General features: G+C 41.6%; 7 protein-coding genes. All 7 read right to left on the bottom strand.

Annotated elements, in window-relative coordinates:
* Positions 1-72: 72 nt before the first annotated feature.
* The 7 genes from I6E49_RS14045 to I6E49_RS14500 all read right to left on the bottom strand — a co-directional run bounded on the left by I6E49_RS14045 (position 73) and on the right by I6E49_RS14500 (position 3,576).
* Positions 73-663, bottom strand: a complete 591-nt coding sequence (locus I6E49_RS14045; RefSeq protein ID WP_235403101.1) for a DUF4112 domain-containing protein — start codon at positions 661-663, stop codon at positions 73-75.
* Between the two features lie 5 nt (positions 664-668).
* A complete protein-coding gene (locus tag I6E49_RS14040; RefSeq protein WP_235403099.1) occupies positions 669-848 on the bottom strand; it encodes a hypothetical protein in 180 nt (59 codons plus the stop codon).
* Positions 836-985 carry a hypothetical protein gene (locus I6E49_RS14035; RefSeq protein ID WP_235403097.1) on the bottom strand — a complete coding sequence of 50 codons (150 nt, stop codon included), beginning with the start codon at positions 983-985 and terminating at the stop codon, positions 836-838. The genes I6E49_RS14040 and I6E49_RS14035 overlap by 13 nt, the downstream gene beginning before the upstream one ends.
* 163 nt (positions 986-1,148) lie before the next feature.
* On the bottom strand, positions 1,149-1,424 hold the full coding sequence (locus I6E49_RS14030; protein ID WP_235403096.1) for a hypothetical protein: 276 nt from the start codon (positions 1,422-1,424) through the stop codon (positions 1,149-1,151).
* A 7-nt stretch (positions 1,425-1,431) separates the two neighbouring features.
* Positions 1,432-1,731, bottom strand: coding sequence for a hypothetical protein (locus I6E49_RS14025; RefSeq protein ID WP_235403094.1), 300 nt, complete (start codon positions 1,729-1,731; stop codon positions 1,432-1,434).
* A gap of 46 nt (positions 1,732-1,777) precedes the next feature.
* Entirely contained in the window at positions 1,778-3,097 is a 1,320-nt protein-coding gene (locus tag I6E49_RS14020) for an ATP-binding protein (RefSeq protein WP_235403093.1), read from the bottom strand.
* 350 nt (positions 3,098-3,447) lie between these two features.
* The gene (locus I6E49_RS14500; protein ID WP_262911564.1) at positions 3,448-3,576 is read right to left on the bottom strand and encodes a hypothetical protein; all 129 of its coding nucleotides are present in this window, start codon (positions 3,574-3,576) and stop codon (positions 3,448-3,450) included.
* Positions 3,577-3,732: the final 156 nt, after the last annotated feature.

Here is a 3,732-nt window from a genome sequence, read left to right as displayed (position 1 = left end):
ATACGGAAATACTCAAAGCCTTTTTTATACAATAAATTCAACCTCAAAGTCTAAATCCGAAACTTGAGTATTTTAGAATAATGAAACAATCCAATCATAAACCCAAGTGCTCAAACTGATGGCCCATGAGATAATCAGATAAATCAACCAGCAAAGCACGACAATGAACACAGCTGTCCAGAAAGCCTTCTTATTCACCTTATTGATAATCTCCTTATCATCCTCGATATACCCGGTAACCAATCTCAGGTTCTCTACATACGAACGCTTGAATACATCCAGCACATCACCTACATAGAAAGGTATGGCACCTATCAGCACATCCTTCAGGCTATTATAGATGACAGCCAAAGTCAGCGGAATAGACTTAACCACGCAAAGACTGTAATAGATGAAAGGGAAAGCAAACACGCTCGACAAAGCATCACCAATACCGGCAGGAAGGATGAAACCAAGGATAGGATCCAAGAACCACTTGTCCATATACTTCGCCGTACCTACCATCAGACGATATGATGGCATGTTCATCATCTTCTCACGCTTAGCAGCTTTTTTATCAGCCCTCGCCTGTTCTTTGGCAAGAGCCGCCTCTCGCTTTTGATCTTCTTTTGCGAAATCCATGCCCAAATCAGCCTGGGCCTGCTGTCTTCTTGAACTTTCCATACACCTTATAATTCTATTTGTTTATTACCATTTATAAATTCCGTGAACTCCTGTTCCGAAAGAGAGAAACCGCTCAAGTCGCTCATCAACTCCATTGCCTGCTTGCGCTCCTCCTCACAACCAGCCAGATTGATACGCTTGAACACTTCACGAAGATAAGCACTCTTGTTGTCTATCTTAGCCATCTCACCTCCGAGGAATCGGAAGCAATACCATACTTTTTCAGCTCAAAAGCCAAATCTGCACGAAGATAGGTCTTGTTCTCCTTGCAGAGCTCATCAGCAATCGTCTTGATGTTCTTGTATATTTCTAATTTGTCCATAGTAATAATATTTAGAGTATACGTTATTCAAAGAATGGTATCTTCATCCAGCGTTTGGAATTGTTTATCTGTGGAAACGCAAATCCCGATTTATATTCCCTCGTCCACTTCTCGAAAGCCTCATCCGATGGCTTTCCTAAAGCCGGGTACAATGCGTTCTGTTTCACTTCAATCTGAAGGGGCTTTTTACGCCCCAACACACTAATACCGTATCGCCATTGGCCATCAAGGTCATGTCCTTCAACATATCTTGTTCGGTCATCTTCACCGATTTCCGCCAAAGCAGCTGCTTCTCGCCGTATTCCATCTTGGCAGCCTCCTTCATCTTGTGGCAATAGCCATTTGAGCTAAAGAAGAACCCATAACCCGATATTACTACAAACACGGCACTCAATACCGCAGCCGACCAACATACTCTTTTTCTGATGTTCTTTTCCATTGTTACATTACCTTATATAGTTATGTTCCACCCAATCTGCTTTCTCCGGCACAAGTTTCTTGGCATAAGAGATTGCAGGCGAAACAAGCATGTCAATACCCATCTTGCCGTTATACGACAAGAACAAGTCAGTATCCTCAATCTTCTTCACTATAAGGTTTATGCTAAACGACTTGGTAAAACCCAACACCTTGATAGGTACAGAGACATACACAGTAGCCCCGTCTACATACCCAAAATTAACAGTCTTATGAAAATGACTGGCTACATGATCCTGCAGCTCAGCATAAGTAATCGCCAACTTCATAATATTATCGTTTATCTGATTATACAAAAAAACGCCTATATCTTCATTACATATCTTCCATTGACAAGCCCTTATACTCTATGTTGTATTTCTTGAATTTTCCTGTAACCTGGAAGAAATGTTCTGCTTTTTCTTTCACAATACCGATAACAACATCCTTAGCCTGACGCTTAACCTCATAGAAACAAACAGTTTTTTCTATTTCGTCTGCAGCAATTATATCTATTTCGTTTTCACCCTTTCTGTCCCACCACGAGGATATATTAGTATATAGCTCACTCTCTATCATCTTAGCCTTGAAGTATCTCTCAAGCACCTTGCCAGTATACGTAGTATAGTCTCTATCCATAATGACTTTCAGTTTCTTGTTGGCTCCAACCTCCAACATGTAGTTGTATCTATAGACATACCTGAACCAAATGCGTAGAAAATTGTCCTCTATATGATAGTGTATGTTGCGGTTGGTCTTTTGAAACATTGGTATATTGCGGGAAATCAGGCTATAGTCGTTCTCTAGTTTTGTGAGATAGCCAGACAATTCTACCTTCATAATACCCTCTATTTCCGAACGGGTGGTATAACCAGAGGCTATCAACTGTAATATCTCGAAATACCGGTCATAGTCCTTGCCAAACTCTTCTATCAGCATGTTTTTACCTTCGTATATGAAATACGAGTTCTTGCCAATAAATTTCTCGGTCATCAGTTCCTTGGTGTTTGCCCCTGCATCCAACATCATTTCCACATATTCTGCCACACCTCCGGTATAGGAATAGAGAGCCAGCAGATCCTCGTTAGTATAAGAAGGATTGTATGTATACAGGATCTCCTTGATTACAGATGGAGGGAACGGTGTTACTTTTATCTCTCCAGTCTGTCGTCCGTACAGTGGTTGTTTGTTGTTTTTGAAGATGATATTCATAAGCGAATATATCGAACCGCACACCACCAGATTGATATGAGCGTCCTGCTTGTTCAAGTCCCATATCTTCTGCATATCAGAGAATACAGAAGAGTTCACTCTTTTGAAGTCTTGAAACTCATCGATTATGATAGTTAGCGGTCGAGATTTCGACAGTTGCAAAAGATACTTGAATATATCAGCAAATCGCAACACATCTCCAAGTATAGGTATTTGCAACTTTTCCTTTATCTCGTTGACGAAATCCTTGCACAGTTCTTCCTCCGACTTCCTTGCTACAAAGAAGTACAACAAGTCTTCCACATCCTCGTATGCCTTAAGCAACAATGATGTCTTTCCGCTGCGTCTCCTGCCTGTCACGATAGTAAAGCGCGCTGTTTGTAATGATAGATTGCGGATGTTGTGTAATTCGGCAATCTCGTCTTTTCTTCCAAAGAATCTCATATTTCAAGTGGATTATACAACAATTATTTTATTCTATTTTCGAAACCTCCATTTCGGAAACAGCGGTTTCGAATGCAAAGATAAAAAAAAACTATTGACAATCAAAGCATTTAGCCTAGTAATGAATAAAATCCTTGCAGCACACGATACCAATAATCCCATGAATAGCCTACGGAGGGATGGTTCACCGCCATTGCCTTTACCCGGTTGCCATTGCTCAAGACATACCAGCCGGTAGCCACATGATAACCATACACTACGATGTCGTCGCCGTTCTGCCGCTCCGTGCCCTCATCAAGATAATCTATGAGGACGCCCTGCGTAAAGCCTGCGCACTCCCTATGCAGACGTCAGTCGCCAGAGTCCGCACATCCCTCGTCACAATAATGACTCTCGCCCAATACCATAATGCGCTTGCCGAATATGCCTCCGCTGGCATAGTCCTTGCCAACGAAGGGCTGAAAGAAGTTGTTTGCCATATACTCAATAGTCGTTAGAGATTCATTTCTCCTCTCTGCTTTTCCATATTCTTCGATAGACATGTTAACTGCTCAGGCTATGTCGAGGACACCATAGCCTCCTGTGGCTTGCATTTGTGAGTTTCTTTGGCTTTTGTGTTTTTCATGCTATTTCGA

The organism is Leyella stercorea, from assembly GCF_021531655.1.
The sequence above is the reverse complement of the archived record's forward strand: the minus strand, read 5'-3'. Positions and strand labels throughout refer to the sequence as shown.

Coding starts and splice junctions, on each gene's coding strand:
- I6E49_RS14500 (WP_262911564.1), bottom strand. CDS start 3,576: ATGGCAAACAACTTCTTTCAGCCCTTCGTTGGCAAGGACTATGCCAGC.
- I6E49_RS14020 (WP_235403093.1), bottom strand. CDS start 3,097: ATGAGATTCTTTGGAAGAAAAGACGAGATTGCCGAATTACACAACATC.
- I6E49_RS14025 (WP_235403094.1), bottom strand. CDS start 1,731: ATGAAGTTGGCGATTACTTATGCTGAGCTGCAGGATCATGTAGCCAGT.
- I6E49_RS14040 (WP_235403099.1), bottom strand. CDS start 848: ATGGCTAAGATAGACAACAAGAGTGCTTATCTTCGTGAAGTGTTCAAG.
- I6E49_RS14035 (WP_235403097.1), bottom strand. CDS start 985: ATGGACAAATTAGAAATATACAAGAACATCAAGACGATTGCTGATGAG.
- I6E49_RS14045 (WP_235403101.1), bottom strand. CDS start 663: ATGGAAAGTTCAAGAAGACAGCAGGCCCAGGCTGATTTGGGCATGGAT.
- I6E49_RS14030 (WP_235403096.1), bottom strand. CDS start 1,424: ATGGAAAAGAACATCAGAAAAAGAGTATGTTGGTCGGCTGCGGTATTG.